The sequence below is a fragment of the Enterobacter cloacae complex sp. EB5 genome, from assembly GCF_031432835.1.
GTDB lineage: Bacteria > Pseudomonadota > Gammaproteobacteria > Enterobacterales > Enterobacteriaceae > Enterobacter > Enterobacter hormaechei_C.
Window position 1 is genome coordinate 13325 of record NZ_CP133861.1, and the last position, 26667, is coordinate 39991.

Genomic DNA, 26667 nt, shown 5'->3' on the forward strand with positions numbered 1-26667 from the left:
CGCATGCGAAAATTTAGAATCTAGGCATCGGCTTTTTGACATCCCAAATTGCCTTCTGCACATTCTCCTCTTTCTGAATGTTAATTCTTTCTTCGGATTGCTGTAGCATGCTCATTAACTGCATTCTTGCTGCTTCGTTTTGTACAAGCGCCTGTTCCTGCTGCATGCGAGACATAAAATCAATTGCAGCTTTTGCATCTTGCGTTGTATTGATTTTACGGCCAAGCTCTTCAAGGTTATTGAGGCGCTGGATGCTGGCTTTATAAGCGTTCTCACTCATTACTTTATTTGAAAGCGCTTGTTCCCATTTACGCTTTCTTAACTCATCCAGCTCACCTTGAGTACCTCTTACAGACTCTGAATCTTCTAACTTGGAAAGCTGGTCTGATACACCTTCCAGTCGGCCATTTTTCACATCGTCATATACTTGTTGCCAGTCCGTAGGCAACATATTCCTCAGCTCAGGTCTGTTGAGTAACGATCCCATAGACCTGACACCTTCAAATTGTGACTGCAATGATTTTAACTGATCTAATTGTTGTCTTAGCTGAGCAATAGTATTCAATGCATTTGTCATTGATGCGGCATCAAAAACAGGGATGCCACTTGCAACGACATTACTGCTCAGAGTTGAAACCAGCAATAACGCTAAGATTTTCTTTTTCATTTTTTCTGTTTCCTGATTCTTTCGTAATACACAGGTAGCCATTTTTCAACATCGTTGCCAACATCATTAATGCACTGATTAAGGATAATTGCTGTATCTTCTGAACCAGACAATATTTCCATTTCATCTGAGTAGCGAGACATATCAAAGCGAGCCACGGCTGATATTCTGTTCTGCTTAATAATAAATCTTCTGTCTGTTTCTGCCATTGTTTTTATAATATTGATTTCAACGTCAGACAAGCCCAGCACCCTATAATCCTCTTCATTAGCCTTATCATTTCTCAACGCAATGACTGTTGCCAATGAAGCTGCAAATGTCCGGCCAATTGGTGAAGATAAGACATCATTAGGTTCCTGAGTAGAGAAGATAACGATGCCGTTATTTTTACGAATTGTTTTAAGCTTGTCTTTAATCAGCTTAATGAAAAATTCATCTGAACAGAAGTTCCAGCACTCCTCAAATACATAGGCAAAAGGTTCACCATTAATCATCTCATCGCCGCGATGAGTCAAATACCTGAGTATTGGTACACGGATTGCTTTTTTCTCAAGAAACTGAGTTGTATCAAAGCCGTAATAACCTTTACCTAATTCAAGATTGTCGGTTTTATTATTGAAAACCCACTTATAATCACCATCAACCCAGGGGAACAAAAGCTTACTGACTGACACCCTGTTCTCATCGCCAGGCGGAAGCATGTAACTTAACGTTGTTAAGTTTCTTTCGCTCTTATCCGCCTTTGTCATCACGCTATCAACGGCAGTAGAGATATCCCGCTTATCTTCATCAGAAAGCTCTCTCGATGTTCCACCAAGAGCCAGCTCAGCAATGAATTCTTTTAAGAAGCTGATGTTCTTCAGTGTGGGTTCGAGCTGAAGTGGGTTCCACCCGGTAGGTACACCCCACTCTACGGCATTGTAAACACCACCATTAGCCCTGACAGTGTTTTCCATCCCCCTGTCTTTATCGAAGATAACTGCGTTCAGCTTTGCTTTGGTGGACATAGTAAGAAGGAAATCAAGAAGCGCAGTCTTACCAGCCCCTGTTTTCCCGAAGATTCCTGTATGGCCTACAGGACGCTTACCCTGTGAATTTTGATTAAGGGGGGAATCATGCCAGCTAAAGAAAAACGGTGTCCTTGAATCCGTCTTGAACGCTGTTATCGCATCCCCCCAGGGGTTCCCCTGTGCCTTACCTGTAAGGAAATTATGGAACGATGAGAAACACCAGAAATTGTACGAAGTGACTGGTTTAGCTCTAGCCCTGTACTTACGGTTGCCAGGGAACTGCGCCCAAAAAGTAGCTTCCAGCGATTTAGTGCACTGCTTCATGATCAAACCATGCGAACTTAAATCATTTGTTACCGAAACCAGGCGTTTTCGTACTTCTTTAATTTCTGGAGCACTGACCATCACAGAGCAATGATGCATCCCCATATTGAAGTTACCGCTTTTCAGGGCATCGAGCGCTTCATCCAGTTTGCGTATCTGAGTAACGCCGACATCCCCTTGCTCTTTCATAAATTTAATATGATTTTTTAAGAAACCTTCTGCTGCCCGGTCACTGATATAGCCGAAGGAATTTGCGATCACAAAAGAGAAATCACTTTCAAGCAGGTAGTCTAACTGGCCTGGGAACGTATGCTTTTCATAGTCGGCAATATCCAGCATACCAACAATTTCCGCCTCACCGTTGTAACGACGAATGCCAAACTCACCATGTTTACTGAACTTGATCTGCGTTGAAGGCAGCGATGCCGCGAACCGCTTAGAAGTCAAAGGAACCCTTTCTTTCCTGCCATTTAAAATAAATGACATCACTTCCATTGGTTCTGAAAACACAATTTCCCGGTCAATGCCTGGTAATTTTTGTGAATACGTCCCCAACAATCTAGGATCATAGTCACCAAGAGCCGTTAGCATTTTTTCGGTTATCGTTTCTAATTCTTTGATACAGTCGTTCTGAAACATTTTGACAGCATCATAAGAAGTGAATGTTTTTTTCTTTATGCCGGACAATACAGAGTTACCAAAAGGCTTATAGACGATAGCCAAATACAGCTCATTTACCTTTAAAGGATTAGTATCTGTATCTTCAAACTCTTTTTGATATTTAGCGTTAAGATTTTTTGCAAAGTAGTTATCATACTCTCCATCAGGATACTTCATCATATCTCTGCGAATGATATATGAGTAAAACTCTACATGTTCATTAGCCACGGTTCGTGACATTGTATTCAGGTTTTCGATCCATCTATATATTTCACTGGCATCCTTAGTTTGATAGGACTTCCCACCAACCTGAATCAAGGTGGTATATTCATACCCTTTTAAACTAACAATGTTATCTGTTAGATGATATGAAAAAGGAAGAAATTTGGTTGATGCGTGGTCTTTTCTGAATGAAAAAAGCCCCTTTTTCATTTCCAGTTTTCCTTTTCAGTGTAATCGTCGCAAAGATATTCGGCATCATCGCCACACAGGAACTTATGAATCCACGTTGTTTTTATCCATAACCCCACAATAGAAAAATTATCCTTATCCTCACGATATAAATTCAAACACTTCCAATATATCGGGATTGAGATAAGAAATAATGGTTTGTAGAACATCATCGCAAGCGCTGCTGAGACAGTGAATATATATAAACAAGCGTTGCGAGGAATACCTAATGATTCAGGGGCGCGAGTCGCCCCTTTGTATAAGTCATATGGTGACATAAAGACCCATTAGAAGAAGAGAGAAACCAGCCATGAGCCAGCGCCGCCGAAGATTAATCCTCCACCGACTTGTTTGAACATCTCTTTACCCACGAACCCCATAGCATAGAGTGCTCCCAGCACCAGTAACGCCGCCCCTAGAATGATAGGGATGATTGTTCCCAGCCAGGTATTTACGCTGTTGATCCCAGCGTCTGATTTATTCACTGCAAAAGCGAAATGTGGCGCACTAGAAAGTGCGAACGCCATAGCGGTGTACTTGATATTTTGAATTTTAGATTTAATTAACATAGCTACTTATCTCTTAGGTTTAGTTTTAAATGTACCTTCCCTGATACCAAAAGTATCAGACATGAAATCGAACATTTTGCGGGGATCTGCCCATGTTCTCATCCCTTGTCGTTGACGCTCTATATAAACGGTATCAGTAGAATTAGATGCTTTGTTTTGGAAAGTTATAAAGAAAGCCCATTCTCCATTGTCTTGCTGTTCAGCCAAAACATTAAGAATGGAATTTCTATCTATAATTTCTTCAGCGTCTTTTAATTGCATTCCGTAAGGTGTCATTCAATCATCCCCGTTAAAGTGACAACATTCTTTGCTTTGCACCCAACAGAAATAGATATAATGTTTCCTGACACGACAATCATTATTGCATTAATGATATTATCTCTCAAGCCTCTATTTACCAAAAACATCATCCACACCATTAGTTGCAAAAGCATCGCCTTCTGAATCACTTTTATTTTCTTCTTCATCTGCTTTTTTATTTTCAGCATCAGCAGTAGAAATTTTTAATGATTCATCCTGGCTGGTTTCATCCCTCTGGACTCGCTTCCGAACCTTTGGCTTGACAGCGTCACCAGAGACATCAACCAGCTCAGGGATATTAGCCAAAACTTTAGCAACATACCCGTTTTTGATCCCTCTTTTTGCGTTTCCAGTGTTGTAACAGCTCAAAGCTCCAACAGTTGAGCCGGTCATGGCATAACAGGAGTTAAAAATTGTCTCCGCTAACCCAAGATTCTCACAAGGATCAAAAACTTTTCGCATGCGAAAATCTAAATCTCCAATTAACAGTTTATTGATGTTTACACTGTTAATTTGAGCTATTCCCGCGTCGAAGTTAAAGCGGTTTTTTGCTAACCATGTGGCAACTTCAATTGCTTCAATTATATTTTTAGGCTGTCTTTTAAGTTTTACTCCTTTTGTGTTTATCCCAATCGAGAAAGGATTACCCGCAGATTCAGTTTTTACTATTCCTACTACAACCTTACTGTCTGCATTAATACCTGGTGCACATTGTTTTACCAGCTCATGAATTTCGTTTGGATCAGACATTGAGGCGTGCGCAGATTGGCCTATAAAAAGGCAACCTATCATTGCCGTTATAAACGTTTTCATTTTTATTTACTTTTTGAAGAGACTATTTCATTAAACGCGAACAATTATCTTGCGTCAATCTTTAAATTTTGATTTACTATGTTTAACAACAATTTTTGCAGCAGGAGAGGAAAATGAATAACATCGTCAGTTTCCCTGGCAATGCGAACACAACTACAATGGCTCAGAACAGCGTCACAAAAAAGAATCTAGCGAAGAAGGTAGCTATGTTCTTTGTAGAGGTGGTAATGATTGTAGCTAGCCCATTCCTCTCTCTCGCACTCCACCTTTTAAATAAGGTCAGCACTTTATTGATCGTTTCATCGGTGCTTATGGCCGTAGTTTTCTACCAGACGAGCGGCGTTACAAAATACTTCTATATGGCACTCGCCTACCTTGCCGTTTCGGTTTTGATAAAGATGCTATGCAACAAAAAAGGCCGCTAAGCGGCCTTTTTTATTTGTCGATAGTAAACGAGAACGATACCCCTGTTACCTTTCCATTCTTGCCAGTTCCCTCTCTTTTTTCCATCATCGTTACGCTTCTAAATTCTTCTATCTTTCTTACATCAGCGAGCGCTGGATCAAGCACTCGCGCTTTCAGTAACGACCATTTCTCATATGAAGCCGGTAACTCCCAGCGTACCCTTAGATCCTCTAAACGTATCGCAAAAAACCCTGTGGTTTTAAATTGGGATAGCGCCTCCAGTAGCTTCATCGAGTATTTTGAAGGAACGCGCGATACCTGTTCTAAACGGTACATAGTAAAGGGCAGGTCATGAGCAAATGGTTCCATGAACTCTCGCAAGTCAGGGTTAATTTTGATTTGATAAATTCCCCGCTCCTCAGAAGTCCATCTGGAAGTAGTCCAGCTCATTTCACGCATGACTGATACCCCACCTTCCCATGACTCATACAAGGTCACTTCCTTACCTTTGAAATCAGCCATTGCCCGACGAATATCTTCGCGTGCTTCTTTCTCACTGAGTTTAAAGACCTGCGAATAGAAAAGATGATCTATTTTGAAAACGCCATTTTCAGGCCAACCCTGCGTCGAAATAGAATCAAGCATCAGATAGAAAAGCCTGCGCTGATCGCGTGACAGACCATCTCTTGCTTGAGTCAGTACGTTAGCTTGATAGAGTGGCCGCTTTTTAAGAACTAACTTCCCCTGTCGAACAGTCATTGTGTACCACGCTCTTTCACCGGAACATTTGAGCCATGATAATTACACATTTGTTCCGCTTTGTACAAATCAATTTTGCAATTTTGATTTAGTCAACAATTTAAGAGCATCAACAGCTCATCGGAACAAAACGCCGCTCAGCATCCCCACGGCCAGTACCGGAACAAAACGCCGCTCACATCCCCACGGCCAGTACCGGAACAAAACGCCGCTCACATCCCCACGGCCAGCGCCGGAACAAATCGCCGCTCACATCCCCACGGCCAGCGCCGGAACAAATCGCCGCTCACATCCCCACGGCCAGCGCCGGAACAAATCGCCGCTCACATCCCCATGGCCAGCGCCGGAACAAATCGCCGCTCACATCCCCATGGCCAGCGCCGGAACAAATCGCCGCTCACATCCCCACAGCCAGCGCCGGAACAAAACGCCGCTCACCTTCCCCGCCCCAGCGCCGGAACAAAGCGCCGCTCAGCATCCCCACAGCCAGCGCCGGAACAAAGCGCCGCTCAGCATCCCCACGACCAGTACCGGAACAAAGCACCGCTCAGCATCCCCACGGCCAGAACCGGAACAGAACGCCGCTCAGCATCCCCACGACAAGTACCGGAACAAAGCGCCGCTCACATCCCCCACAGCCAGCGCCGGAACAAATCACAGCTCACATCCCCACGGCCAGCGCCGGAACAAAACGCCGCTCACATCCCCACGGCCAGCGCCGGAACAAAACGCCGCTCACATCCCCACGGCCAGCGCCGGAACAGAACGTCGCTCAGCATCCCCACGGCCAGTGCCGGAACAAAGCGCCGCTCAGCATCCTCACGGCCAGCACCGGAACAAAACGCCGCTCAGCATCCCCACGGCCAGCACCGGAACAAAACGCCGCTCAGCATCCCCACGGCCAGCACCGGAACAAAACGCCGCTCAGCATCCCCACGGCCAGTGCCGGAACAAAGCGCCGCTCAGCATCCCCACGGCCAGCACCGGAACAAAACGCCGCTCAGCATCCCCACGGCCAGCACCGGAACAAAACGCCGCTCAGCATCCCCACGGCCAGTGCCGGAACAAAGCGCCGCTCACCTCACCCGCCCCTGCGCCGGAACAGATCGCCGCTCAGTACATCAACATGCCACGAGGTATAAACCACATCCCGGAGACAAGCGAACCCCCACATCAGTTAGTAATCACATGCACATAAACCTTAGACTCCATTATGTGTATAAAATATCGTTAGCAATGCGCCAGGATTACACAATTACATTCAATTTCATAAGGTTACATTAATTTTGTAATGTACAATACAATTGCTTTACTTGTTGAAAACTCCATTTCCTGAGCGGCGATTTGTTCCGCTAAAAGCAGTGATTTGTTCCTGCTATATAAAACAGTTACTTAGGAATATGGTGACTGGAAGAACTAGGCTTATAAGGAGGAACATAATTTCTGTGAATGCGGCGATTTGTTCCTGCATTAGCGGCGATTTGTTCCTTTGAATAATATTTTATCCATAACATTCAATAGGTTAATAGCTAATTTTAGACTCTAAAAGACAAGATCTTAAAAAACAGTAATACATATAAAAGACCTTATAAAATTAAGCCTGTGGATTATGGGTACAGCTAGCAGAACTGAGGGTGTCTCATGTGGAAAAGTCATTGGCAGGAACAGAACTGCCAACAACTTTCCCACAATCGCCATTCAGCCTACCGATGTCGCTTTGATTTTTGCTCACGCTCAATAAGTTATATATATTTTTTTTATTTGATTTTTGCTCGCTTTCATTGCGGAGCATCACCCTAACTGCGACGCAGTTTCAAAACCGGCTCTCCAGAAAGGAGGCTCTCCTAACCAATATCAGTGATTTTTACCCCAGGATCCTGTATGACTGTTGCGGGCAAAAAACATCCATCATAGAAACCAACCTGTAGCCATCGATTCATAAACCAAATCCCATAGGCTATAGGTGCATTCCTAATGTGGAATTTTTTTCTTAAGTTTTCTGCGGTGTGGTCGATTATTAAAAAGGTGCAATCTTTTATGGTTTCAATATTGACACCATAGGCATCAGGTGAGATACTACGACCATGAATTGAACGGGCAATAATGCCCATGCCAAGAAATCTAATAGGCGGAGGTTTGATTATGGCTGTCATTACGGTAGCGGAGCAAAAAGGTGGTATCGGTAAAACCACCCTTGCTGTTGGTATAGCGCAATATCTCTCTGAGATTGAGCATAAGAGCGTCCTGTTTGTACCTCTGGATAACCAGGGGCGTACCGCTAAACGTGTCTTTAATTTGAAAGACAATCTGCGTGTTCTTAATGGCATGTTCTTCAATGAGCCGTATGACATCCAGCAGGTCAATGAGAACCTCTCTTCTCTTTACAGTGATCGTACTATCCATAATCTCGACCGTGCCGAAATTGAAAACTCATTCAACTTCGCACAAGAAATCAAAAAGTTAAAAACTCAATACGACTATATCGTCATTGATACCCCTCCGGGTTTAAGTTCGCGTATCACAGCAGCAGTGCTGGCAGCAGATCACATCGTCGTTCCGCTTGAATGTACAACGGAGGCGATAGAGGGGATGGTGGAGCTGAGAGACACTATCCGTAAGCTGACGCGCTACAATCCTCGCGCCAAAATCAACTCTCTGGTTGTGAATAAATTTAATAACACCCAGGAACAGCGCGAAATTTATGACTTCCTGGCTGAGCGTTTCGGAGACATTTTAATCGATGTTGTGATCCCTGACGTGCAGCCTATCAAAACTGCTGGAGCGGCTGGCCGAGCTATCTGGCATCAGGCAAGAAACGGCAACCATCGCAAGGCTGCCAAAATTGTTAAATCGGTCATTTCTAGAATTGTTGAGAAGGTAAATTAAGATGAATGCTAAAAACACAAACGTATTGACTGAAACCCTGAGTTCCGTGCTGGATGAAGGGGAATACATTGTTGATTTCCCACTGAATAAAATTCGCATCAATCCACAGGTTCGTCGTAAGTACAACGCCGAAAAAGTGGAACAAATCGCCGCGTCGATTAAGCTTCATGGACAGATTGAACCATGCATCCTGACTGAGCCAGATGATGAAGGTATGGCCGATCTCCTGGTTGGCTTTACCCGCTACTACGCGAATCAGAAAAATGAATCACCTACGCTCAAGGCGGTTTTACGCCCGGCACCAGAAAACCTCCGTGTAGTTCAGATGTCAGAGAACATGCACCGTGAAGATCTGGATATCGTGGACACGGCTATCGGTGTTGTCGAACTTAATACTATCGATAAGTTAAAGCCCAAAGATATTTGCGAGCAATTAGGTGTAAATAATTCGTGGGTAAGTAAAATGCTCGCGATCGGTAAGCTTCCATTAGAGTTACTTGATAATGTAACCTCGTTGACCACGGATATTGAAACGTTCTATATCCTGGCCGGGGTTTATAAAAAGTCTCCAGACCTCGCTTATGACGTTGTAGAGGCAGCACAGGCCGCAGGTGAACTTAAGCGTTCTGCCGTTAAGGATGCTCAAGCAAAACTTAAGAATGGTGATGCTGACAACGGTACTGACGGTGAAAGTAACGGCACTGGCGGTACAGACAACGGTACTGACGGCGCAAATAACGGCACTGGCGGTACAGGCAACGATACGGACGGCGAGGACAAAGGCACAGGCGGTACAGACAAAGGTACTGGCGGCACAGAGAATGGTGCTGGCGGTGAAGATGCTGGTTCCGAAGGCAGCGGAAAAAGTAAGATACCTGGTCAGAAGAAAACTCATCAAGTAATTGTGTCATTCCTCAAAGATGGTGTAGTTACCGAAGGTTCCCTGATCACCAACCAAGAATCAATCGACGGTGTTGTATGTGTCGTTGTTGATGGTAAGGATAACCTGGTAGCAGTAGAGGAGTTAAAACTTGTCAGAATCGTTTATGCCTGACAGCACTGACGGTTATACGTGGTTAATCAGAGGAGTACGAGGTAGAGCCATTAATGAATGGCTCTACCAGTCTGGTCTATCACCATCTTTAGCCGCAGAAAAGCTGACAGAGCAAGCTATCAATGAGGGATTAGTGCAGCGGCGTTCTCCCCCAAAGGGAACAACGCTGCAAGATTGGATAAATAAAAACAGCGCCCCTATGTGGGCGTGTTTATCGGCCTTTAAACTTTGTCTTAATTCCGGTTGGAGGCCTACAGATGCAAGCGGTTGGGCGATGTATGGTTACTTTTTCATCCGAGTCAATGGGGATTGCACCCGACTCACCGATTATTCAAATCGGGTAGAGGATGATTTAGATAAGCTATGCGCTCTCGGTTGGATTTGTGCGGCCTTAGAAGAGAATAAGAAGAAAACCAGGATCATCAGCGTATGAGTGTCACACTGACGAGTATCTTTGATACGGTAAGCAAAGAGTCAACAAGACCACTGCTCGCTCTTGAAATTATTTTCTTTTGTGTAGATCAGTACCGACTCAACAAAAGCTTAATCCTCAAACATGAGATAGATGAAGCGTTATGTTCCGATGAGGTCAAAAGGAAGGGATTTGCCAAAAACAGCAGTAACGTTATAACTGCGTTAGAAAAATCTGGCATTCTTAAAAAGTTCTCTATTGTAAACGGAGAGGCACGTACATATCGCGGTTCACCTTTCCCACTTGCTGTGAGCCTTGAAAATGCAACAATCGCGGCATTTTCGCACATTGACCACTAACTGAATTTTTCGCATGCGAAAAATCTAAGCAGTGAGCCAGGAAACTTTTTACGAAAACAGATTTACATGAATGTTCGTATAATCTAGCATTTCTACTGGTTTCTCTGCTCCTTCGCAGAACCATCGAGGCTATACTCTTGCCGGGGTATAGCCTCACTCCTTTCTGAAGTATCGGTGTTTCACGCCGTTAAATCCCAAATAAATAAATAGTTTATAAATAGTTGATTTGCTGAGTGCTTACTATATAATGGCTACGTTATGTAGTTTTTGGCTATTTACAATTAGTTGCGGCGGCAACCGCAGGTGTTTAGAAGGAGCAAGTAAATGAGTAAACCATATAAACTTGAAGTGCCAGGAATCCGTGTATCGCAAGGCGGGAAGGAAATGCTTTTGATTTCTTTACTCTGGAGCCAGTTAGAACGATTCATAACAACCGTTGCCCACGAAACCACTCTAGAGCGTGCTCAACGTGATCTTAATCTTAAGCGCGCAAAAAACTTCACTGATTATTTACGTTCTTCTTACCTCAACAAAACGCCGATGATTGTTCCCTCACTTATCGGTAACTGTGATGGTGAATATGAGATCGAGGAAGTCGGTAACACGAACATGGTAATGGTTCGTTTCACCCTGGCCTCTCGAATTGAGCTGTTCGACGGGCAGCATCGCGCCCGTGGGATTGTCGATTATGTCCGGGAAAACTTCGATGTCCGACACTATCAGATTGGCATTCACTTAACGCTGAATGAACCTCTTACAACCAGGAAACAATTTTTCAGCGATATTAATAACAATGCATCTAAACCAGCGGCCTCTATCAACATGGCCTATGACAGTAAAAATAAACTGTCTCAGATGCTGATAGGCATTTTGGAAAAGAGCCCTCTTGGTCAATTTGTTGACTATGAGCACAACGCTGTACCAGCAAAAAGCGATAAATGGGTGAGCTACAAAGCCTTATATGATGCGTCGAAAAAGATGATCGCTAACAGACCTGAGAGCGATACCCCAGCGGCTATGTGTGAAGATCTTGAATGTTATTGGAATGCCTGGTATATGCTGACCGATCTTGAAGGTTACGCCAAGACGTGTAAATCAGGTGAGTTCAGAAAGGAATACCTTACCTTCCATGCTGTTACCGTTAATGCATTTGGTTGGGCTGTGTTTAATCTTCTTGAAAGTATGCCAGTGCGTGATGTGGTCAGAGCTATTGAACAATTAGCCATGCAAGCAACAAACTCAGAACGGGACAGCTATTTCGAATATGCCAACTGGAAAAATATCTGCGTCGATCCAGAACGATTGACTATAAAAGCAGATGTGGCCGCACAGAAAAAAGCCGGACTTGCTTTCGCGCAGAGCATCAGTTCGGGGAAAATGCTGATTGATCCATCTGCATTGAATTAACCTGGTGCGCTGGCCTGAATTGCCAGCGCAAACTAATGTGCTTATAATTGTTTTACAAATAGTTTATATTCACTTTGGTTATTAGTTGTAACAATAAAACATTAATTCCAGTCTAAGAAAGGTACGCAAAACATGTCTAAAATTAAACGCTTAACAGAGAGTGACTGGAAGAATCTTGAGCCTCGCATGCGAACTCTTTCGCATCAAACTACATCAATTGGCTACGCTATTTTTGTTGAAGGTAAGAGACAGGTGGATGTTGCCAGGGAAAATGAGCTTTCCACCCAGGCTGTTTTCGCAACGATAAAAAGATTACAAAAAATCATCGATGAATACATGGACGAGGAAGGTACGAAACTTGTGTATGTTGAGGGCTGGCTACCACCGGAGTTGGCCGCTCAGGTTCAAAAGATGATCGCTGAACATGGAAAACCATCTGCAAAGTAATTAGCAACCTAACACTGTGATCTTATGTCGATTTTAACCGCTCTGTAAGCTTGTATGAGCGGTTTAAATGAAAGAAACCACCTACCCTACACGCTTTCATTACAGCCTCTTAAAATGGCTCATATTTATCTTAGTGCTTACCCTGGGAGCGTTTAGAGGCTATGCCTCTAAAACGGCTCTCGTGCTTCGCATCGAGCTGCTACGCATCTCGCCCCTTCGGGCTTCCATCCTCGCTCAAAACCCCTGCTTGTTAACACGGTGCTGTTGCCCCCGTAGCTTCGCCTACGGCTCGCACTCGCAGTACCGTTCGCCGGGTTAACCCGGCTTCACTAACTGCGTCCCCCCGGAGGGGCAAAGAAATATCGAGTGGCGTTAAGTTTGTTTTGGCTTAGCAGGGAGGGGGGAGGTTTGTCGCCTTTTGCTAAATGGATTGTTCCGGCAATTTGCGCCCTGGTGTGATCTGCACATTTGTGCTGTTGCCTTCCCTGTATCGTGCCGCCATTCATTGTATAAACTATTTATGCATTATTAGTTTATTTGTAGTTTATTTTTATCAGGGTTATGTGTATAATTCTATTATGGATTTGATAAACGATATTTAGATTTCAATGCAATCTAATCTTTTACTCTGAGGGTTAAAATGATGCTTAAAAGCGCGGCAGTGAATCCAGAAGCAACGAAGGAAATTGATGAAGCTTGCTCTTGTGCTGTAGATCCTACTGGTTGTAGCTTTTGTTATTTACGTGATCCTCGTGCGCAAGCCGAAATGGACTATCAGCATGATCTTTTCTGCGCCGAGTCATTAGGCATAGAAACAGCTATTCAGGCGCATGTTTATATGGCAAAGCGTGAAGGTGATGCTTTACAGACGCTATTTCTTCATCAGCAAGGCGCTATCTCTTCAGAGCGGGCAAACGTGATCTTACGTGAAATACATTTCGATGCGGAAACTATTGCCGCCACGTCGTTTATGAGCGTTTCACAGCTTGAGTATGTGCAAGAGGTGAGAAAGTTTGCCGATGATCTCATGAGCTGTATTGATTAGGTTGTACACGCTTCATTTGTGCAACGTGTAAAATTTTCGCAGTGCGAAAAATTAGCTACTTTTTATAAACTATTGGTTTATTAGTGGTTGATTTTTTCGCGCTGTTTCTGTATATTACTCTCATCGGCTGGCAATGGTGCCAGCTTCCATCAGGTTAGCGGCGGCAACCGTGCTGATGGTCTGCGAGGGAGTTTTATATGAACATTCAAGAAGCATTAAACGTGTTTGGCCTTTCCGGTGATGTTACCGAAGCTGATATTAAAAAAGCATTCAAGCGCCTATCCCTGAAATATCATCCAGATCGTAACCCTGAGCTGGGCGGCGAAATGATGAAGATGATCAACGCTGCCCGTGATTTTCTCCTGGCTAATCTTGATAAAATTAAGTATGGCCAATCCACAGAACAGGCAGACTACTACGATTTTTCGGAAGAAATGGAAAACGTACTGCGCGAGCTGGCTGGCCTGACGGATATCGTGTTTGAAATTATCGGTAACTGGGTTTGGATTTCCGGCGATACCAAAACACACAAAGACACGTTAAAGGCGCTGAAATGCCGCTGGGCTTCCAAAAAACAACAATGGTTCTATCGACCGGAAGAACATAAAAGCCGCCGTAGTTTTGGCGAAATGTCTATTGACGAGATCCGAGAAAAATTTGGTTCCTTTGGTAAGAGAAAAAGCAGCGGCCGCAAAAATCTACAGGCAGCTTGATAAGTAAAAGGCGGGGGGAACCCCGCCACAATCTACCAGGGGAAATTATGGATTTCAGAACACAGTATTTAGATTACTTTAAGCGAATTGCTCACCATTTGGGCGAGGGCTGGCGCGTTGTTACGTTGCCAACGGAAAGCGTTTATTCCATCACGCTTACCAAACCCGAACTGAGACACTTCATGATTAGCGCCAAGCGTGCGGAGAATAGCCGTTTACACATTAGCAGTGGCGTTAACCAAGACAGACACTTCTATTCAAAGCACTGGTGTACGGTATCGCCTGATCGCTCTCCTGCTCAGGTTGCAAGGGATATAAAGCGCAAGCTGTTAGAGCATGCTTTTAAAGAGAACGCGGAGGAAGTGGAGCGACGCAGTAAACGAGAGGGAAACAGCGAAGCAACAGCCATTTTACTGGCTGCATTAGGTCGGTTAGTGGAGGTGGACGATGATACGCGGCACAGTGGAACCTTTTGCAATTTTGTGCACAAAGGCGCAGGCATAAAAGGAAAGATAGAAGGAAAGTTAGAGTGGGGTAATTTTGACTTGAGGTTGTCAGCCTTACCACCTGAAAAACTGGTTAAAATCATTGGTTTCTTAACAACTCTTTAGTAAACCCACTATCAATTATTAGTTTATTGATGGTTGATTTTATCTCTCAATATCTGTATATTGTTCTTCATCGGTTGGCAATCCTGCCAACCGTTACCGGACAAGCGGCGGCAACCGCTCCGGTAAAAACAGAAGGAGCAGTATATGGACTTATCAACAGTTATTTTTTTCTCTGTACTTGCAATTCCAGCCCTATCCGGTCTTGTGCTGCCGTGGTTGATGGTTCGCCAGGGCTATCGTGAGATCGTCGGAATGTTTTGCTTCATTACTTCAGTTCTTTCTCTTGCGCTTATTGCGGGTGTCGTCGGCCAAGCCGCCGATCTCTCTGTAATGGTCATGTTTGCGGGATGTGCGGTGTACGCCGTCCTCATGACAATCAATTGCGCCCTCCCTCTCTGGCTTACCAGAAAGTCAGTTAAACGCTAACAAGGAAGCGCCCAGCGATGCTGGGCGCTAAGAAAAAGACTGGAGAACACAATGGTTAAGTTTGAACGTTCTGCGCTGGGTGATTTCATTTGGGTTTACGAAAATGGAGTGATGGCCGGAAATATCGAATCGCACGGAAATTTATTCCTCGCATACCTGGGGGAACGAGTGGAAACCGCCAAAAAGATTGCTGAGTGTTTTTCATTAGAACAGGCAAAAGTTCAGATGCTTTTGGCGCTCGCTTCTAATGCTCGCAAGGCACGGAATGCGGCGGGATTTGTGCCGCGAGAACGTGAGCGTAGCCGTGACGATATTCCGCTGTGCTCTTGTGGTTCATCAGCCATTCTGCAAGGCCGGTACTCAACTGAAAAGGGGCTTTTGGTCTGGAGATATGATGTGGAATGCGCTTCGCGCTGCGGCAAGAAGATCCGTTTGCTGGGTGACATCTTTACGTATACCGATGCGATTGATGCCTGGTTCCGCAATGTAAACAGCATGCCTTGCAACTGAAAAAAAACGGGCGGCGATGCCGCCCGTAACTGAGGAAAAAAAGATGCTACAGACAACCTTAGAAACCGTTGCCGATCTGATTAACCGCGACTATGAACATGATATGGAGTTCCTCACATTCACGCTTACACGCTCTGATGTGGGTAGGGCGCTGGAGCAAGCAGGTCAACGCATCACTGATGACATGATGAACCAGCTAATGCGCCGTCTGGATGTACATTTTGCAGAATATGAAAAAGATGAGCTTGTATGCAGACACTTCGAGATGATGCGCAGAGAAGCGAACGAGTGCAAAAAGATCCCTGTTAGCGTAGCCACTATAGAAACCATTCTGGAAATGGTTGAAGGAGGAGGAACCGCGGCAAACGATCCCGATATTGTGAAAACGTTACGTGATTTACTCCCCAGCTAAAAAACACCCCGTCAACAATGGCGGGGTTTTTCATCTATAAGTGGGAACCTCAGCGCCGAAACGTCAACGTCAGATAAACTAAGGCGCTTACGCGCCTCAGCCTATCTTATTCTGACATCAGGTGTGCGGTAGCCCGGCCACTTCAATCACGAAAAAAAATACAAACGGCATGGACACCTTCGGCTCCTGATCCGCAAGCGGCTCAGTCGTCAGCCCAACTTCGGCGTGGCGTTACTCGCCACGCCTACGCCGAACCCGCAAGCGGTTTCGGGCTATCGCTATGGTCTGATGTCTAAAGGCTAAACAAAAAGGATGGTCGCGTCCGTTCCGGCCGCAGACGCTTCATACCTTCCGGTTCGAGCCCTAACATAAAGATTCAGTAATCCTGATCGATACCGGATTTTTTTTGGCTAACCACAAACGATGGTTTCGATTCACAGGAACCACAGAGTAAAACCAGATTCTTTTTTCCCCATACCGCAGTTTGGCATAAAGGGCATACGTACTTTGTGCGCGTTTCTTTCCCGTCTACAGGAAACACCAGGGTGAAAGGAGGAGGCTCAGGGCTAAGCGTTGAATAACCGGATGTGAAATCATCCTCGTCCTCATCTTCATCGCCGCCACTGATTCCTTTTGGCATTAACAAAGGAGTGCTGGGGCGGATTGGGGGAAAGCGATCAATCCAGCTTAAAGTGAAATTAGTGGTTATCAGCTCCGCGCATGCTTTCTCGAAAACCCCACCGGGAATGATGTAATGCGTCATTTGGTCGCCCGTCATTTTCCCGCCAGGTTTTCCGGTGTTAGATGGATGCAAACCAACCCTGAGCATTAATTTCCCCCACTCTTTGTTGTGGTAACGGCCTCGTCCTGGCTTACCAAAATGCTGCTGTTCAAGGTGAGTCATTTCGTGAACCAGCGTAGAGAGCGATTCCTCAATGGTGCGGATCCCAAAATATGAGGGGTTCATTGCAATTTCATCAGTGAAATCACCTGCTGATCGTTCCACAAATCTGTTGCTGGAAAAATAGCCGTAAGTGTGTTTTTCACGCTGCAAAGTTATAAGACAGGGCGGGAGGCGGTTCTCAAATAATGTCTTATTGAAAAAATCATAAGCCGACTGTAATTCCAGGTAGGTATCTCTGGTTGGCGCTTTGCTCATAATCATCACCAAATAAGTAATGGGGCGTGACCCTTCGGGTCGGCCTCTCGTGCTATGCATCGAGCTGCTTTGCATCTCGACCCTTCGGGCTTCCATGCCTCACGCAATTTGAAATTGTATTGTACATTACAATTGTATTGCACAATACAATTTATTAGGAAACAAAATGGGGCATCAGCCCCAATGTAACAACACGAAAATCGACAAAAGAGAAAGGCCGCTAACTACCAGAATAAAAATTGAAGCCAAGAGATAGCGGCGGGAGAGGCGAGATTGTTCGTGCAGTAAAGAACGGATCTCCTTTCTTGCCTCATGCGTATCATCAAGTATTGCGGTTAACTTGTTGTAGATCTCCCCGTTCGTATTAGACAGTTCACGGTTAGCAACCTGGAGTAAGCGGCGAGCCTCTTCTAATCGGGTGACGAATGCATCACCGGACTCTTTACTTGAGACATCCACTTTTTCCAGGCGAGTAACCAGATCCTGAATATCTTCGAGAATGGCAGCGGCCATAGCCGCCGTCATTGTCTGCGATTTAAGGCCTGACATATCACTTAGCCGTTAAAGCTTTAAATACATCATCAAGATTTTCACGCGCAGAAACAGCGAGGCGCTTAAGTGAAATCATTTTAACAGCGTTAATCTTTTCATCTTCATTTGCCGCCTCTTTTAACTTTTTACGCCAGTCCGTAGGATCTTCCAGTAAATCAGGGATGCTCTTTTTAAGAGCGCGGAGCTGTTTGTAAATATCAGATGAGTACACAACGGCAGACGGGTTCAGCGTAAAGTTTTTCTTTGCCTGATGCATTGCGAACAAAGGATAAAAGTCTGATTCAACATCATCATCAACTTCGACCTTGTTAAACACAACTCGAATTTTTTTGGCAGGAACGCCTAATGACGATAGAGCCTGGATTGTTGCAAGGGTATCTTCCAGTTGCTTACTTTCTTTAACCGCAGGAACAACAAAGTAATCAAATTCTTCATGTGAACCAGAGTATTGCTTCATTAACTTCATGGTATCTTCAACATTACTTGCGCCAACATCAACGATAGCTTTATCTGCAAGCATTACTGCTTCCATCATTTGGCCAAAATCTTTACCTCGAACCTTTTCTATATCTTCATTACCAGCGTTAATCGTCTCGATAGTTAACTGCAAAGCACCAGGCATACGGGCGGCAAAAACATGTTCAGCTAATGTGGTTTTTCCATTGTTACCAGAGAAGTTAATTGTAGCGACTTTCATTTAATACCACCTTTTCCTATTGGTTTCTTTTGCATCATAAACTCAGAGACAGAACTACTTCTTTTGCTGGGATCTAATATATCACCGAGTGATGTTTTATTCTCAGCAGTTTGATTCTCTTGACTTACTGGCTCTGCTTCTTTTACTTGTTCATCATTATTTTTCGCATGCGAAAATGTTTGATGTTGATTCGCGGGCTCTGATTTAGTCTTTGACTTGAAACGCATGTAATACTTTTTCCAGGTCGAAAGCTTCATACCCATTTCTTCGGCAATAGCATTTTGTGTCATACCCTGACTGATTTTATTTTCAATATCAGCTAGTGCATTTTTAAATACTACTGATTGCTTTAGTTTTACCTCATCATCTTTCACAATGTGGCTCCTTTTGATTCCTGACTATAGTGATCTCGAATGGGGCTTATGTCAACTGATTTAGTCTCTTTTTGTCTCCTTTTTGTATCTCTATTGTCTCTGTTGTGTCCTCTTTGTGTCTCTCTTGTGTCTCCCATCTGTATCTATATTGTCTCTTTTTTGTCTCCTTTTATGGTGTTTCGGACTCCCTGTCCTCCCTTAACTTCCAGATCGCGGTTGTTTTATGAACAGATTTCCCTTAACCCTTAACGCCGAAAAGCATACACCATACGCACCTTTTAGGTGTCAGTATGGCGCTGATATATAAGCGATTTAATCTATTTGATGGTTTTCATGATATGGCGTCATATTTGGCGTCATTTTATGTATTAAATATATGTAAAATATAATAATATTGTGGCGTCATTTTTGACGTCAAATTTAAAGAGAAAGGAAAACGCAGTGAGTGATGAAAGATTGTACATTCGGGTGTCTACGGAACTGCGCTCAAGGCTCCAGGTAGCAGCCGCAAACGCAGGTCTTAGCTTAAACCAATACGTCAATTCTTTATTAGAATCTGGAGGTAGTCAGGATGAGTTTAAAACAATGGTTATTGAGCTTTTGCATGATATATCGGAGATGGTTTCAAATAATGAAAATAACAATAGAGACACAACCAATCTTGAAACATTAATGTATTTAAGATTGCTTTCAACTCCAGAGCATCGTAAGAAAGTTAATGCGGAATTAAATAGATTAGGAATGAAACCTGTGAGGATTGATAATGAGTGATGAAATGCAAAGATATGCTGGAGAGCATCGTTTTGGGTTCGCCGTATTTGCTATTAGCCCCGTTGTAGCATGGTTTGTTACAGCGGAAAAATTAGGCGTTGCGAGAGTTACAAAACCTAAAATAAAAGGCCTTATCGAACTTTTCCCCCATACCTTTGAATATCCTTTGCTTTATATTGTGCCAATCTGCGCAGCTATTGTTTCTATTTTTATATGGATAATGGCTGTTAAATTAAGCAAAAGTGAATTTAAAGGGATGAAATATAAATACAAACTGAGAGGAGCAGATTTAGTTAGTGCTGACGAGTTAAATCAAAAAACAAGAAAAAGGAAAGAGAAACAGGTTGATTTGGCAACGATATATATGCCAACAACCGTTGAAAACCTACAGACGCTTATTGTTGGTGCTATCGGTTCTGCTAAGACGTTAACTCTATCAAAAGTTATCTTTTCTATTTTAATGCGTGGTGATCGTCAGGTAATAGTTGACCCTGATGGCACTTTCGTTTCAATGTTTTATAAGCCTGGCGATGCGATTCTTAATGCTTATGATGCAAGGTCGCCCGGATGGTCTATTTTCAACGAAATGCGAAGTGATGCTGATTTTGATACCTACGCCTATTCGCTTATTCCATTAGGAAAATCTTCAACAGAGGAAGAATGGAATGCTTATGGTCGTTTATTAGTTTCAGAGGTTGGAAGGAAATTACATGAAGAAGGGCAGGCGACATTAGATAAATTATTTTACTGGTGCTGTGCTGCCGATGAAGAGGCTGTAGAAGAATATTGTAAAGGTACATTGGCTGAATCTTTGTTTATTGGTACTGACCGAACGATTGGATCGGCGCGTTTCGTATTGTCTAACAAACTTTCTGCTCATATGAAAATGCCTCCGGGTGATTTCAGTATCAGGGATTTTCTGGCTGACCCTTCAAAGGGTAATTTGTTCATTACATGGAGAGAGGATCAGGTTGCGACAATGAAACCGCTAATTTCTTCCTTTGTGGATGTTATCGGCAACGCAATTTTATCTTTACCTGAAGATGAAAGCCGTAAGATATGGCTACATACCGATGAGCTGGCAACGCTGGATAAGCTGTTTGCATTAATGCCGGTTCTGACAAAAGGCAGGAAAAAAGGTGTTCGCGTCATGTCTTGTTTGCAGACCGTTTCCCAGCTTTATGCTATTTGGGGCAAAGAGGACGGCAACACGCTGCGCGGAAGCTATCGTAATCTTGTCGTCCTGGGATCGGCACAATCAGATGAAGAAACCGCCGAAACACTTTCCAGGTCGCTTGGTGATATTGATGTAGTGCGCAATAAAAACAGCAAGACCAGCGCAGGTAAAGGTAACAGTGAGACTAATGGCGATCACGCTGAAAAGGACAGGCTTGTAACACCATCAGAAATATCCAACCTACCAGACCGCGAAGGGTACGTAGCGCTCACCAGGGGTTATCCGGTTGCTAAGGTAAAGGTTCCCACTATCAGCTTTAAGAAGCGCGTTCCTGAATTTGTTGAGCGCAAAATTCTTGGAGGGAACATGTCATGATGACCCACACAATTCTAACTGCCGATAAATCTGTGGATCGCGCCGCTTCCTATTATGAAGATGGTGTGGACGATTATTATCAGAAGGAGGGGGAGTCAAAAGAATGGCAGGGGAAGGGCGCAGAAATGCTGGGGTTACAGGGAGAGGTTAATAAAGAGGATTTTAAAAAACTGCTTTCCGGCCACCTCCCTGATGGTACTCAATTTCGTAACTCAGTGCGCCATGATAGCAGTACAAGAATTGGAATAGACTTTACGTTTCAGGCTCCAAAGTCTGTATCCATCCAGGCTTTAGTGAATGGTGATGCTGAGATTATTAAGGCTCATGATAAAGCCGTTACGCTAGCTGTTGAAGAACTTGAACGACGTGCAATGACCAGGCACAAGATAGATGGAAAATCGTATAAAGAAGAAACGGGGAATCTGATAGTCGCTAAATTCAGACATGAAACCAATCGTGAGCAGGAGCCTCACTTACATACCCATGCGGTAGCCATCAATGCCACCAGGCGTGCCGATGGAGTTTTTCGGGCGCTGGTAAATGATGAACTGATAAAAAATTCTAAATTTTACGGGGCATTATACCGTTCAATTCTCGCCAGAGAGCTAGAGGCTATTGGCTATAAATTAAGGCATGAGAATGATGCTTTCGAACTGGCTCATATTACGCGAAAACAGATCGAGGGCATGTCTACAAGAACACAGCAAATTGATGAAGGTTTAGCTGATATGGGGCTAACCCGTGAAACGGCTAGCGCGGAGCAAAAAACCTATATAGCCAAAAAAACACGCAAATCAAAAGATGTTGGCGTTGACGGTGTGGTATTGCGTGATAGGTGGAAAGGCATTTCAAATGAGCTGGGGATTGATTTTAATGGCCGTGACTGGAGCTATTCAGACAAAGCTTCTGAGAAAGCTGCATCTGGTGTTGTGCATAAACTGGAAGAAATCACCATCGAGCAAGCCGCGTCACGCGCCGTAAAATTTGCAATAAATCACTACACAGAACGTCAGACGATAGTACCCAAACCGGAGCTTATTGAAACTGCTGTAAAGCACAGTATGGGAAGAACCACGTTAGAGCAGATTGAAAATGAAATCGAGAAACTTGAAGCAAAGGGATTCCTGATTGTTGAGGAAAAACTCTATACATCAGCAAACTCATTGAATGGTGCTGCATTATCCAAAAAGGCCTGGATAAGCAGCCTTACTGATGCAGGTAAAACATTTAATGATGCCCGTCGCCAGGTTGACCTCGCAATTGCGAAAGGGCGTTTGACTCCTACATCACCGCGATACACAACACAGAAATCTCTTGATCAGGAAAAGCGTATTTTGCAAAGGGAGGTTGAAGGTCGTGGAAAAGCCGCACCTATCCTAAGCAAAGATGAGGTGTCAGCCTTTCTATCCAAGACTTCACTACGAAAAGATCAGAAAAGCGCAGGTGAACTGATCCTGACCACTGAAAATAGAATTATCGGTGTACAGGGGCAAGCTGGGGTAGGCAAGTCCTATATGTCCAAATCAGTGACGGATAAAATCAAAGAAGCTGGTTTTAACCTTCACGTTCTTGCACCTTACGGTTCGCAAAAAAAATCCCTGATTGCAGACGGAATGGAGGCGCGCACTGTTGCTTCATTTCTGCATACATTGAGCCGTGAACATACGTTAGATGAAAAAACCGTGATATTGGTGGATGAGGCGGGGGTTTTACCAAACAGGCTCATGGATAAACTGACCGAGATATCCAGTAATACTGGCGCACGTCTTGTTTTGCTGGGTGATACAGAACAGACAAAAGCTGTTGAATCCGGTATTCCGTTTGCACTTTTACAGCGCAATGGCATGAGCACCGCGCTTATGAATGAGATCCAGCGACAAAAAGGCAGCCCTCAGTTGCTGAAAGCTGTAGAGCTGGCCGCAGTGGGGCAGGCCTCCGAGTCGCTTGCCCTTGTTACTGAAGTGGCCGAAATTGGAGCTCATGAATTACGGTATAAACAGATCGCAAATGAATACGTGTCACTTCCACAGGAAAAGCGAGATGAAACGCTCGTCATTACAGGAACAAACGAGAGCCGTGTAAAAATCAACGCACTAATAAGACAAGAGCTAAAAATTGAATCCAGCGTCGAAATGACCGCATTAACGCGCCTGGACACCACCCAGGCAACACGCCGCTACAGCAAATATTACACACCGGATTCAACCATTATTCAGCCTGAAAAGGATTACCTGCGCTATGGCCTTGAACGAGGTAAATCCTATCGTGTGGTTGAGCATGGTGAAGGTAATACCCTGATTGTTGAGGGCGAGGGAGGTAAGCGCTTAACTATTAACCCGGCTCATATCAAAAATCTGTCAGTCTACAAACAGGAGCAACAACGGTACGGTGTGGGCGAAAAGCTGGTAATTACCAGGAACAATGCCGAGCTGGATGTGGCTAACGGAGACAGGTTTACCATTACGGGTATACAGGCAAATCATATTTATTTGAGTGACGGTAAGAAAGAGATAGCTCTCGATATCAATCAAAAGCAGCATCTTGATTATGCCTACGTTACAACGGTGCATTCCGCTCAGGGGTTAACAAAGTCAGAAGTGCTGATGAATATAGAGACAAAATCAAGAACCGTCGCAAGAGATTGGTACTACGTGGGTATTTCTCGTGCAAAAAGCCGCGCAAAGATATTCACGGACGACATCAAAAAGCTACCTGCCGCCGTGTCCAGAGAAAGCCAAAAAACCGCTGCCCTTGATTTGAAGAACAAGACAACACAGAAAATCAACGAAAAGGGTAGGGGGAAAGCGCTTACTGAGCCAACAAGAACGAAGCAGATACGCCCAAAGCAACCTACAGAGAAGCAGTCTGAAAAAGGTCATGCGAAAAGCTAAATTTTCGCATGCGAAAAACAGCGCAGTCATACCTGCATAATTCCTTTTAGGGGAACGGGTTAAAAATGAAGTTAACAATGGTAATCGTCGGGGTATTGGTTCTTGTATGGTGCTGGCTTGGGCGCAATGGTATAAGGCGTTCCAGACATTTACGCATGCAAAGGAAAGCCTGTAATCAGTTAGATCTAATCAACAGCTTGCCGGAGTTTAGACAACGCATAGCATATCTAAGGAAAATTAATGCCTTCGTTTTTGAAGAAATGTTGATGGAGGCTATCGAACGCGCCGGGCATAAGGTGTACCGGAACAAGCGCTACACTGGCGATGGAGGCATTGATGGAAAGGCTCTTATCAACGGGCATTACTATTTGATCCAGGCGAAAAGGTATACCGGACATGTGACAACCGATCACGTTTCGTCATTCAGCCAGCTCGTTAAGAGAAACAAGTGCAGGGGAATTTTTTGCCATACAGGTAAAACCAGACCTGCAACTAAAAGCGCTATAAACGGGATTGATCATATCGAAATCATTAGCGGTCAGAAGCTTTTGGATTTACTGGAAGGTAAGTACATCCCTAGTCCGGCATTTAACATAAATACCATTAAGCGCACCTAAGTAATTGATATATAAGGGTTATTTTATGACTTATTATGAATCGGTTGAGACTGTGACGTTTACCAGAGAAAGAGCGTTGATAGAACTACAGAATCATGGAATCCCGGAATCGGAATATCCCGTTTTCTTTTCTGATATGGGAGATAAAAGTTACTACAAGGCGCAAGCTGTACTGGAATGGTTGATGTACTGATACGTCCTGATTTCGCTTCAACCCACTGAAATGTTAAAGGCCGGGGAGTGGTTGCCCCCCGGCCTTAGTTACGTTTCCGTCATGCTCAGAAGAACATGCGGATCAGTTCAAGAAAGACGATTAACGCTTTCAGAACGATGATTGCTTTGTCGATTAAAGCGCCCATCCGTTTCTCCATAAATGGAGTAAAGACACCGTGGCTTGCTCTTACACTGCCTGTCACCACGGCTTCTCTTCGTCTTGTCAGTTGTAGAGAGTCTCACTCCTGCCAGAGCACAGCTAACCAGCACCACCTGTATTACCTGCCAGGACTTTGAACCTGTTCATGCCGCCTGGAGCGGAACGCAGGGAGAGACTCTACCACAGAGCTAACCCGCTGATTATACGTTTATCTGACGGCCAGGCAAACCGTTAACGCACGGTCACTGCCCATCATGTTGCATAATCAGGCTTCACGGATTATCATACTATTGTCAGTTGTAGAGAGTTTCCCTTCCGGCCAGAGTTACCAGCTCGCACCGGAACCGTAAAAAAGCCGACCTCACCAGTCGGTTTTTTTACGTCTGCGTTTTCCCGCTTCATTAAAATCCATTCTAAATGAAGAAATACTTCTCCGGCAAACCCAACAACGTAAGGACAATGTATCTTTACTCACTGTTGCCAGCCGCCACTATGAAAACCCCTGTGTCACCCTTCCAACATGCGCCTGGCGGTCTGCGCGTCATAGCTGAATGAGAGACCTTTCCCGGCCAGGACATCGAGCGAGAACACCCTGGCATAGACTTCCGTACTCCGGGCGTAACGGTGGCCGAGAAGCGACTGGAGCACCCTGTCAGGAACCCCGCTCATCTTGAGGTGCATCGCGTAGCTGTGGCGGAAGGTGTGCGGCGTGATCGGGATAGAGAAAGTTACCCCGTCACGTTCTGCGCGGCTTACGGCGGCGTTAAGCCAGTTCAGCGGCGTCTGCCGTGACCGGACTTCCCATACGGGCTGATGCCGTATGCGCTTGCGCCAGGTGGCAAGATATTCGCGCATCCGTTGCACGTAGGCGGTATCGAGCAGCGGTACAATCCTGATCCCCGGCTCAGGTGGTTTGCGGTAGCGCGGATCGGGGTGAACCGGTTCGGCGGCGGCAGGTCGTCCGGGGCGGCGCGTTGCTTCGCGGTTTCGCTGTTTCAGGGTGCGCAGCGTCACCACGGCCTGAGGGTATTTTCGGGAGGGCTCCAGGATAAAATCGGCGGGTGTCAGTGCCAGCGCTTCATTGAGTCGCGCCCCCGAATTCCAGAGCGTGTCAAAATACATCCGGGCGGTCAGATCGTCTATATAGGAAAGCAACACCGCGACTTCCGGTGCGAGCAGATACTTTGGCAGACCCGCGCCGAGGTGCGCGGCCAGATCGCGCATCGTTCTGGCCGCATCGAGGGAAACGGGCATCGCCCAGGCGTTGCTGTGTGAATTCTGGAAAATTCCGGCGGGTAAGTTACTCAACAATTCAATCTCCGCATCCTGATTAAAACCTGCTGCCGCCTCCGGGCAGAGCCCTGCGTTGTCCGGGCGGTCAGCCAGGCACAAACGAGTTGAGCCTGGCCTCCCTTCCCCCTGTTAAACACCGGGCATGTGCT

General features: G+C 44.8%; 32 protein-coding genes. 17 read left to right on the forward strand and 15 right to left on the reverse strand.

Annotation, left to right across the window (positions count from 1 at the left end; genetic code table 11):
- Nucleotides 1-13: 13 nt before the first annotated feature.
- The 6 genes from virB5 to RHN82_RS22675 form a co-directional block, all read right to left on the reverse strand.
- Nucleotides 14-667, reverse strand: a complete 654-nt coding sequence (gene virB5, locus RHN82_RS22655; RefSeq protein ID WP_032666452.1) for a P-type DNA transfer protein VirB5 — start codon at nucleotides 665-667, stop codon at nucleotides 14-16.
- Nucleotides 664-3093, reverse strand: a complete 2430-nt coding sequence (locus tag RHN82_RS22660; protein ID WP_032666453.1) for a VirB4 family type IV secretion/conjugal transfer ATPase — start codon at nucleotides 3091-3093, stop codon at nucleotides 664-666. The genes virB5 and RHN82_RS22660 overlap by 4 nt, the downstream gene beginning before the upstream one ends.
- A complete protein-coding gene (locus RHN82_RS24610) occupies nucleotides 3090-3389 on the reverse strand; it encodes a VirB3 family type IV secretion system protein (protein ID WP_057992190.1) in 300 nt (99 codons plus the stop codon). The genes RHN82_RS22660 and RHN82_RS24610 overlap by 4 nt, the downstream gene beginning before the upstream one ends.
- A 9-nt stretch (nucleotides 3390-3398) precedes the next feature.
- A complete protein-coding gene (locus RHN82_RS22665; protein WP_032666455.1) occupies nucleotides 3399-3680 on the reverse strand; it encodes a hypothetical protein in 282 nt (93 codons plus the stop codon).
- 6 nt (nucleotides 3681-3686) lie between these two features.
- Nucleotides 3687-3956, reverse strand: a complete 270-nt coding sequence (locus RHN82_RS22670) for a hypothetical protein (protein WP_032666456.1) — start codon at nucleotides 3954-3956, stop codon at nucleotides 3687-3689.
- Between the two features lie 114 nt (nucleotides 3957-4070).
- The gene (locus tag RHN82_RS22675; RefSeq protein WP_063932685.1) at nucleotides 4071-4793 is read right to left on the reverse strand and encodes a lytic transglycosylase domain-containing protein; all 723 of its coding nucleotides are present in this window, start codon (nucleotides 4791-4793) and stop codon (nucleotides 4071-4073) included.
- Between the two features lie 113 nt (nucleotides 4794-4906).
- Here RHN82_RS22675 and RHN82_RS22680 point away from each other — a divergent pair, with 113 nt between their 5' ends.
- On the forward strand, nucleotides 4907-5218 hold the full coding sequence (locus RHN82_RS22680) for a hypothetical protein (protein ID WP_032666457.1): 312 nt from the start codon (nucleotides 4907-4909) through the stop codon (nucleotides 5216-5218).
- A 10-nt stretch (nucleotides 5219-5228) separates the two neighbouring features.
- Here RHN82_RS22680 and RHN82_RS22685 read toward each other — a convergent pair whose 3' ends face one another.
- The 3 genes from RHN82_RS22685 to RHN82_RS22695 all read right to left on the reverse strand — a co-directional run bounded on the left by RHN82_RS22685 (nucleotide 5229) and on the right by RHN82_RS22695 (nucleotide 8068).
- Nucleotides 5229-5957, reverse strand: a complete 729-nt coding sequence (locus tag RHN82_RS22685) for a RepB family plasmid replication initiator protein (RefSeq protein ID WP_045341656.1) — start codon at nucleotides 5955-5957, stop codon at nucleotides 5229-5231.
- 397 nt (nucleotides 5958-6354) lie between these two features.
- The gene (locus RHN82_RS22690) at nucleotides 6355-6501 is read right to left on the reverse strand and encodes a hypothetical protein (protein ID WP_154819099.1); all 147 of its coding nucleotides are present in this window, start codon (nucleotides 6499-6501) and stop codon (nucleotides 6355-6357) included.
- A gap of 1300 nt (nucleotides 6502-7801) precedes the next feature.
- Nucleotides 7802-8068, reverse strand: coding sequence for a hypothetical protein (locus tag RHN82_RS22695; RefSeq protein WP_206227903.1), 267 nt, complete (start codon nucleotides 8066-8068; stop codon nucleotides 7802-7804).
- Between the two features lie 31 nt (nucleotides 8069-8099).
- On the opposite strand from RHN82_RS22695, the gene RHN82_RS22700 reads away from it, so the two are divergent.
- The 12 genes from RHN82_RS22700 (at nucleotide 8100) to RHN82_RS22755 (ending at nucleotide 16239) form a co-directional block, all read left to right on the forward strand.
- Complete coding sequence (locus RHN82_RS22700) at nucleotides 8100-8843, forward strand: ParA family protein (RefSeq protein ID WP_032666459.1); 744 nt, start codon at nucleotides 8100-8102, stop codon at nucleotides 8841-8843.
- A gap of 1 nt (nucleotide 8844) precedes the next feature.
- Complete coding sequence (locus RHN82_RS22705; protein ID WP_050488890.1) at nucleotides 8845-9897, forward strand: ParB/RepB/Spo0J family partition protein; 1053 nt, start codon at nucleotides 8845-8847, stop codon at nucleotides 9895-9897.
- Nucleotides 9890-10330, forward strand: a complete 441-nt coding sequence (locus RHN82_RS22710; RefSeq protein WP_050488891.1) for a hypothetical protein — start codon at nucleotides 9890-9892, stop codon at nucleotides 10328-10330. The genes RHN82_RS22705 and RHN82_RS22710 overlap by 8 nt, the downstream gene beginning before the upstream one ends.
- Entirely contained in the window at nucleotides 10327-10668 is a 342-nt protein-coding gene (locus RHN82_RS22715; RefSeq protein ID WP_032666460.1) for a hypothetical protein, read from the forward strand. The genes RHN82_RS22710 and RHN82_RS22715 overlap by 4 nt, the downstream gene beginning before the upstream one ends.
- A 324-nt stretch (nucleotides 10669-10992) precedes the next feature.
- Nucleotides 10993-12075 (forward strand): DGQHR domain-containing protein, encoded by a 1083-nt coding sequence (locus RHN82_RS22720; RefSeq protein ID WP_206227902.1) that lies wholly within the window; start codon nucleotides 10993-10995, stop codon nucleotides 12073-12075.
- Between the two features lie 132 nt (nucleotides 12076-12207).
- Nucleotides 12208-12522, forward strand: a complete 315-nt coding sequence (locus RHN82_RS22725; RefSeq protein ID WP_045341692.1) for a TrfB-related DNA-binding protein — start codon at nucleotides 12208-12210, stop codon at nucleotides 12520-12522.
- A gap of 640 nt (nucleotides 12523-13162) precedes the next feature.
- On the forward strand, nucleotides 13163-13567 hold the full coding sequence (locus RHN82_RS22730) for a hypothetical protein (protein ID WP_206227901.1): 405 nt from the start codon (nucleotides 13163-13165) through the stop codon (nucleotides 13565-13567).
- Nucleotides 13568-13764: 197 nt separating this feature from the next.
- Nucleotides 13765-14280, forward strand: a complete 516-nt coding sequence (locus RHN82_RS22735) for a J domain-containing protein (protein ID WP_032666463.1) — start codon at nucleotides 13765-13767, stop codon at nucleotides 14278-14280.
- A gap of 47 nt (nucleotides 14281-14327) precedes the next feature.
- Nucleotides 14328-14891 (forward strand): hypothetical protein, encoded by a 564-nt coding sequence (locus RHN82_RS22740; RefSeq protein WP_206227900.1) that lies wholly within the window; start codon nucleotides 14328-14330, stop codon nucleotides 14889-14891.
- 144 nt (nucleotides 14892-15035) lie between these two features.
- Nucleotides 15036-15317, forward strand: coding sequence for a hypothetical protein (locus RHN82_RS22745; RefSeq protein WP_032666465.1), 282 nt, complete (start codon nucleotides 15036-15038; stop codon nucleotides 15315-15317).
- A gap of 51 nt (nucleotides 15318-15368) precedes the next feature.
- Entirely contained in the window at nucleotides 15369-15827 is a 459-nt protein-coding gene (locus RHN82_RS22750) for a hypothetical protein (RefSeq protein ID WP_032666466.1), read from the forward strand.
- A 43-nt stretch (nucleotides 15828-15870) separates the two neighbouring features.
- Nucleotides 15871-16239: a hypothetical protein gene (locus RHN82_RS22755; protein WP_032666467.1), complete on the forward strand. Its 369-nt coding sequence runs from the start codon at nucleotides 15871-15873 to the stop codon at nucleotides 16237-16239.
- Nucleotides 16240-16615: 376 nt separating this feature from the next.
- Here the strand turns inward: RHN82_RS22755 and RHN82_RS22760 are convergent, their stop codons facing one another.
- From RHN82_RS22760 to RHN82_RS22775, 4 genes are all read right to left on the reverse strand, one after another.
- Complete coding sequence (locus RHN82_RS22760) at nucleotides 16616-17398, reverse strand: SprT-like domain-containing protein (protein WP_050488900.1); 783 nt, start codon at nucleotides 17396-17398, stop codon at nucleotides 16616-16618.
- Between the two features lie 174 nt (nucleotides 17399-17572).
- Nucleotides 17573-17911 (reverse strand): hypothetical protein, encoded by a 339-nt coding sequence (locus RHN82_RS22765; protein WP_126530412.1) that lies wholly within the window; start codon nucleotides 17909-17911, stop codon nucleotides 17573-17575.
- Nucleotides 17912-17948: 37 nt separating this feature from the next.
- Nucleotides 17949-18647 carry a StbB family protein gene (gene stbB, locus RHN82_RS22770; RefSeq protein ID WP_032666470.1) on the reverse strand — a complete coding sequence of 233 codons (699 nt, stop codon included), beginning with the start codon at nucleotides 18645-18647 and terminating at the stop codon, nucleotides 17949-17951.
- Nucleotides 18644-19021 (reverse strand): hypothetical protein, encoded by a 378-nt coding sequence (locus RHN82_RS22775; protein ID WP_032666471.1) that lies wholly within the window; start codon nucleotides 19019-19021, stop codon nucleotides 18644-18646. Before RHN82_RS22775 ends, stbB begins: the two co-directional genes overlap by 4 nt.
- 441 nt (nucleotides 19022-19462) lie before the next feature.
- Here RHN82_RS22775 and RHN82_RS22780 point away from each other — a divergent pair, with 441 nt between their 5' ends.
- The 4 genes from RHN82_RS22780 (at nucleotide 19463) to RHN82_RS22795 (ending at nucleotide 24852) form a co-directional block, all read left to right on the forward strand.
- A complete protein-coding gene (locus RHN82_RS22780; RefSeq protein ID WP_206227899.1) occupies nucleotides 19463-19792 on the forward strand; it encodes a toxin-antitoxin system HicB family antitoxin in 330 nt (109 codons plus the stop codon).
- A complete protein-coding gene (locus RHN82_RS22785; protein WP_052686578.1) occupies nucleotides 19785-21344 on the forward strand; it encodes a type IV secretion system DNA-binding domain-containing protein in 1560 nt (519 codons plus the stop codon). Before RHN82_RS22780 ends, RHN82_RS22785 begins: the two co-directional genes overlap by 8 nt.
- Nucleotides 21341-24235 (forward strand): MobF family relaxase, encoded by a 2895-nt coding sequence (gene mobF / locus RHN82_RS22790; RefSeq protein WP_150309784.1) that lies wholly within the window; start codon nucleotides 21341-21343, stop codon nucleotides 24233-24235. The genes RHN82_RS22785 and mobF overlap by 4 nt, the downstream gene beginning before the upstream one ends.
- A 65-nt stretch (nucleotides 24236-24300) precedes the next feature.
- Nucleotides 24301-24852 (forward strand): restriction endonuclease, encoded by a 552-nt coding sequence (locus RHN82_RS22795; RefSeq protein WP_206227897.1) that lies wholly within the window; start codon nucleotides 24301-24303, stop codon nucleotides 24850-24852.
- Nucleotides 24853-25130: 278 nt separating this feature from the next.
- On the opposite strand, the gene dinQ is transcribed toward RHN82_RS22795, so the two are convergent.
- The gene (dinQ, locus tag RHN82_RS22800) at nucleotides 25131-25268 is read right to left on the reverse strand and encodes a damage-inducible type I toxin DinQ (RefSeq protein ID WP_158002253.1); all 138 of its coding nucleotides are present in this window, start codon (nucleotides 25266-25268) and stop codon (nucleotides 25131-25133) included.
- A 464-nt stretch (nucleotides 25269-25732) separates the two neighbouring features.
- Nucleotides 25733-26533 (reverse strand): tyrosine-type recombinase/integrase, encoded by an 801-nt coding sequence (locus tag RHN82_RS22805; protein ID WP_032666524.1) that lies wholly within the window; start codon nucleotides 26531-26533, stop codon nucleotides 25733-25735.
- Nucleotides 26534-26667 lie beyond the last annotated feature (134 nt).